Here is a 4611-nt window from a genome sequence, read left to right as displayed (position 1 = left end):
AGCCGAGCTCTGCGCATGTCTCGTGGGCTCGGAGATGTGTAAAAGAGACAGGCGGCGAGCCGCCGGGCCGCCCTCCCCGCGTGCTGGAGGCCAGGCGCCCGTCAGGCCGTCTGTGCCAGGAGCGCGGATCAGGACTCGCGGCGCAGCACCAGCAGTGCGTACTCCAGGCCGCCATCCATCAGGCCCTGTTGCAGCCACAGGCGGTCGCGACGGGACTCCGCGCGCACGGCGTTGAGCGCGGCGCGCAGGCTGCGTGCGTCGGCGGGAGCATGGTCCAGGTGCTCGTGGACGCGCAGCTCCGAGCTCAGCGTCCAGAAGCCCACCGCCCGCGCGGACACGTCGTCATGGGCCTCCAGCTCCAGGCCCGCTTCGCGTGCTTCGGCGAGGAAAGCGCTCACGCTGCCCAGGTGCTGGCTCCACGCGTCCTCGGACGGCTGCACCGCGTTGGGGCGCACCCAGAAGCAGTCCGCGACGGCCAGCAGGCCGCCGGGCTTGAGCCGCGCGTGCACGCCGCGCAGCAGCTCCGCGCGGGGCAGGGCGCAGGTGTTCTCCACGGCGATGACGGCGTCGTAGCACTCGCGGACGTGGGGCGGCTCGCCCGTGCACAGCCGGGGCTGCACGCGCGCGCTCATGCCCGCCTCGTGCACGAACCTCCGCACCTGCTCCAGGTGCGAGGGCACGGTCACCAGCGCGGTCACCCGCGCGCGGTGCTCCTGGGCCCAGTACAGCGCGTTGCCGCCCAGGACGCTGCCCACGTCCAGCACGTGGGCACCCTCCGGGAAGCGGCCCATGGCGCGCGCCAGCTCCGCGAGCAGCGCCTCCTGCGAACTCCGCATCTGCTCGCGCAGCTCCGGCCCCGGCGTGCCGGGTGGGGGCAGCCGGTCCACCAGCCCCGTGTGGCCGTACACGCGGGGGCCAGGGCCCTGGCGGGCCAGGCCGCGCGTGGCGAGGGCTTCGTGGTAGGTCCACACGTCGAACGGCGTGAGCGGCGCGGGGCCGGACGGGGCCACCGCTTCGTTCGTCTCCCGCCCGCGCGCGAGGAGCGTGGACAGGGTCGGGGTGGGGGCGCTGTGGGGCTTCATGGGTACTCCCGGGGCAGCAGGATGCGCAGCAGGGCACCGCCGCCCGGTCCGTTGTTCCGGTGCAGCAGGCCGCCGCTGGCGCGCAGCAGGCACTCGCTGGTGTAGAGACCCAGCCCCGTGCCCTGGGACTTGGTCGTGTAGAGCTCCTCCGCGGGCGCGTTGAGGCGCTCCGGGGGGAAGCCGGGTCCGTCGTCCTCGATGACCACCTCCAGTCGTCCGCTGAGCGGTTCGGTGCGCGCGCGGATGAACACCCGGGACGCGCCGTGTTCGCCATTGCCCTCGCATGCGTTGACAACCAGGTTCTCCACCACCCGGCGCAGCGTGAGCGGTCCGCCGCGCACGAGCGCCCGGGGCGGGCGGGACGGCTCCAGCTCCACGTGGATGTCCACGTCCGGGAAGCGCAGGGCCACCTGGGCCTGCACGGACTCCAGCACGAGCCCCAGGTCCACGGCCTCCGGCTCCGTGCCGGCGAAGCGGCGGCTCTTGGCGCGCACCTCCTTCACCATCTCCTGGAGCTGCCGCAGGCTGTCCTGGAGCTGGCGGGCCTGGTCGTCGAAGCCCGAGCGCGCGAGCCCACCGCGCTGCGTGCCGAACGCCTTCATCATGTCCGCGGCGGTGCCGGCCTCGTGCAGCGCCTGGTCCATGCCCTGGTGGTGGCCGAGGATTTCCGCCATCGCCTGGGTGAGGCGGCCCACGTCGCGCTCCTGCTGCTCCACGAGCTGCGCGTGCACGGCGGCGCGCAGGCGGTCCGCGTCCGCGCGGGCCTGGTGGTACCGCACGGCGAGCGCGCCCAGGTACAGCTGCGCCATCAGGGCCGCGGGGCCCACGACGGCGAGGAGCCATTCGTTCTGGGAGTGCCACGCCAGGGCCACGGCGCCGAGCAGGGCCGCGAACGTGCCCACCAGGAGGAAGGGCTCGCGCCACGTCACCCGGTAGCGCCGGCCGTGCACCGCCGAGGTGCCGATGAGCAGCATGCCGAGGGCGAACGCCCCCGGAAGCGTGGCGAGCGCCATGAGGCCCGCGAGGAAGAAGTGGTGCAGCGCGAGTCCCGGCAGCCAGGCCATCCAGCTCCCCGCCGTGACGCGTCTGCGGCGCGCGTGCGCGCAGGCGAAGGCGACGCGGTGCACGGCGCAGGGCAGGAAGCACGCGAGCGCGGGCGTGAAGGGCGCGGCGAAGGAGGGGTGGACGCCGGGAGCCCAGGCGACAGCGCCCACGAGCGCCGAGCCCCGGAGGAGGAAGCCCGCGACGGGGCGCACGCGCAGGGAGGCGAGGAGCCGGCCCGCGTCCTGGGCGCGCATCCAGCGCCGGAAGGCGGTCACGCCGCCGCACGGGGACACGGGAGGGGACTTCATGCGCGCGCACCGGTGCCGGGCCGCGGCGCGGTCGCGTGGGCAGCACGGTGCCCGGACGGATGCAGGTCTCCGCGATATGGACGCATGCTGGTCAACCCCCCGGCACCAGGCACAGCCCTCGACAGCAGGAAGCAAAGGCGACGGCGGGAGTCCCGGTCAAACGCGGGGGCACGGACACTGTTGGCCAGTCCGCCGTCCCTGGCTTCCGGGCCAGGGTGGAGGAATGCCCCTGTCCAGAGCGACAGGGGCCAGGCCTGTCATTTCGCCGCGCTCCGGTGCGTCGTGTCGCGGATTGCCTCCGCGAGGCATGTTTCCCGGCGCCGATGACCCGTGAGGTTTCCAAGCCGATGCCGCAGGCGGAGGACGCGATGGAACAGCCTGAACTGGTGTTCAAGCTCAGTTGCGCGGATGCGAGTTGGGAGGCCTTGGATTATGGCGTCCCTCCCACCCTGTCCCTGTTCTTCCCGGAGGGTTCAGTCTGCGAGCAGTTGAACTACGGGCAATGGGAGGGACAGGTGCTCATCGACGGGCACGAGTGGGGCTTCTATTACAACGATGGCGTCCACCTGGACGTGGTGCTCCATGACGGGGGCCTGTCCGTCGAGGATGCCAGCCTCGTCGTCTCGCGGATCTGCGCACGGCTCAGCAAGCAGCTGGGGGCGGAGGTCCGTTTCAAGTGGATGCCGCCTGCTTCGTGAGGGGCATGGAATTCGGCAAGTCACTCGATTTCTTCTGAGCCGGAGGTCCGCGGGGCGCGATAGAGGGGCGCCCCATGCGTGACAGAATCCAGACGGTGTTGCGGCAGCTGGCCCAGGCTCCGGAGTTGGAAGTGCGGTGGCTGCACACGTTGTCGCTGCTGGAGTTCATCGGGGCGCGGAAGATTTCGCGCACGGTGGCGGACCGGCATCCGTCGCTGGAGGTGCTGGGGCACCTGGCGGACGAGACGCGCCACGCGTTCACGTTCAAGCGGCTGGCGTGCGAGGTCGCGGGCCGCGAGGACGTGACGGAGTTCCTGAGCGTGGACGCGGCGACGGTGTGGTTCCAGTCACTGGACCGGCAGCTGGCGGAGTGGGTGACGGGCGTGACGGGAAGGGCGGACGTGTACCTGCACTACCTGCTCACGACGGCGGTGGTGGAGCGCCGGGCGATGGTGCTCTATCCGCTCTACAAGGCGGCCACGCGGCACGCGGTGGTGCGCGAGGAGCTGGGGCGCGTGGTGGTGGAGGAGCAGTCCCACCGCCGCGCCATCGAGGACGCCTGCGAGCAGCGGCTGGCGAAGGCCGGAGTGACGCTGGAGCCCGCGCTCGCGCTGGAGGAGCGGCTGTTCGAGACGTTCCTCACGCAGCTGGAGAAGGACGTGGCCCAGGCGCTCGCGGGCGCGCAGGCGGCCTGAGCCGTCTTCAGGCCCCGTCGTCCCCGCCCGGCGGTGCGTCCTCTCCGTCGCCGGCCGCGCTCAGGAGCACCAGCTTCCCACCCGTCCACTCCGCCTGGAGGTTCCGGGCCCGGCGCGCGCGCTTGCGGCTCAGCTCCACGCCCACGGCATCCAGGCCCAGCGCGTTGGCCACCGCGAGCGCGGTGCCGTGGCCACAGAACGGATCCACCACCGTGCGCGTGCGCGTCTGCTCCAGGATGAAGCGGCAGGCGACGAGGCACGCGTTGAGCCCCATGCCTCGCGTCCACGTGACTTCACCGGGGTCCGGCAACACGTCCGCCGTGGACTTCGCCGCGTCCGCCTTCAGCCCCCGGCTGAAACACAGCAGGTGCGAGTACGCCGGCCTCCCGAACGTCACCGTCCCCGGTGCCCTGCGGCACACCACCTTGTGCCAGAGCGTGTCGCACCCCGCCGCCTCCGCCGCCTTCGACACCAGGTAGCCCTTGTCCACCCAGGCCCCGTCCTTCTTCACGTCGGACTGGTAGAAGATGGCCACCCCGTCCGCCGGCACCCGCGACAACACCTTCGCCGCCGCCCCCACGAACCAGTCCTTCCACTGGGGCACCGTGAGCTGTGGGAACTCGGAGACGTCCGGCATCGACGCCACCACCGAACACCCCTCCAGCACCGGCCGCGCCTCCAGCCACGCGAGCGCGTCCTCGCAGTACACCGTGCGCTTCGCTCCCACCGTCCCGCTGCGTCCATCCGTCATGACGCACCCGAGTCTGCCGCAAAGCGCCCACCC

5 protein-coding genes are annotated in these 4611 nt (G+C 72.3%); 2 read left to right on the top strand and 3 right to left on the bottom strand.

Annotation, left to right across the window (positions count from 1 at the left end):
- Window positions 1-128 precede the first annotated feature (128 nt).
- Both D7W81_RS39940 and D7W81_RS39935 read right to left on the bottom strand, forming a co-directional pair.
- Window positions 129-1082 (bottom strand): methyltransferase domain-containing protein, encoded by a 954-nt coding sequence (locus D7W81_RS39940; RefSeq protein WP_120560566.1) that lies wholly within the window; start codon window positions 1080-1082, stop codon window positions 129-131.
- Window positions 1079-2434 (bottom strand): sensor histidine kinase, encoded by a 1356-nt coding sequence (locus D7W81_RS39935; protein ID WP_120560565.1) that lies wholly within the window; start codon window positions 2432-2434, stop codon window positions 1079-1081. The genes D7W81_RS39940 and D7W81_RS39935 overlap by 4 nt, the downstream gene beginning before the upstream one ends.
- Window positions 2435-2802: 368 nt before the next feature.
- On the opposite strand from D7W81_RS39935, the gene D7W81_RS39930 reads away from it, so the two are divergent.
- Together D7W81_RS39930 and D7W81_RS39925 are read left to right on the top strand one after the other, a co-directional pair.
- Window positions 2803-3132: a hypothetical protein gene (locus tag D7W81_RS39930; protein ID WP_158621785.1), complete on the top strand. Its 330-nt coding sequence runs from the start codon at window positions 2803-2805 to the stop codon at window positions 3130-3132.
- Window positions 3133-3206: 74 nt separating this feature from the next.
- On the top strand, window positions 3207-3827 hold the full coding sequence (locus D7W81_RS39925) for a hypothetical protein (RefSeq protein WP_120560563.1): 621 nt from the start codon (window positions 3207-3209) through the stop codon (window positions 3825-3827).
- A 7-nt stretch (window positions 3828-3834) separates the two neighbouring features.
- On the opposite strand, the gene D7W81_RS39920 is transcribed toward D7W81_RS39925, so the two are convergent.
- Window positions 3835-4578 carry a class I SAM-dependent methyltransferase gene (locus D7W81_RS39920; RefSeq protein WP_120560562.1) on the bottom strand — a complete coding sequence of 248 codons (744 nt, stop codon included), beginning with the start codon at window positions 4576-4578 and terminating at the stop codon, window positions 3835-3837.
- Window positions 4579-4611: the final 33 nt, after the last annotated feature.

The organism is Corallococcus aberystwythensis (assembly GCF_003612165.1).
GTDB lineage: Bacteria > Myxococcota > Myxococcia > Myxococcales > Myxococcaceae > Corallococcus > Corallococcus aberystwythensis.
This window is presented reverse-complemented; position numbering and strand designations above follow the sequence as displayed.

Excerpts from the sequence above, each read along its gene's own strand:
- D7W81_RS39940 (WP_120560566.1), bottom strand. The coding sequence starts at position 1,082 with ATGAAGCCCCACAGCGCCCCCACCCCGACCCTGTCCACGCTCCTCGCG.
- D7W81_RS39935 (WP_120560565.1), bottom strand. The coding sequence starts at position 2,434 with ATGAAGTCCCCTCCCGTGTCCCCGTGCGGCGGCGTGACCGCCTTCCGG.
- D7W81_RS39930 (WP_158621785.1), top strand. The coding sequence starts at position 2,803 with ATGGAACAGCCTGAACTGGTGTTCAAGCTCAGTTGCGCGGATGCGAGT.
- D7W81_RS39925 (WP_120560563.1), top strand. The coding sequence starts at position 3,207 with ATGCGTGACAGAATCCAGACGGTGTTGCGGCAGCTGGCCCAGGCTCCG.
- D7W81_RS39920 (WP_120560562.1), bottom strand. The coding sequence starts at position 4,578 with ATGACGGATGGACGCAGCGGGACGGTGGGAGCGAAGCGCACGGTGTAC.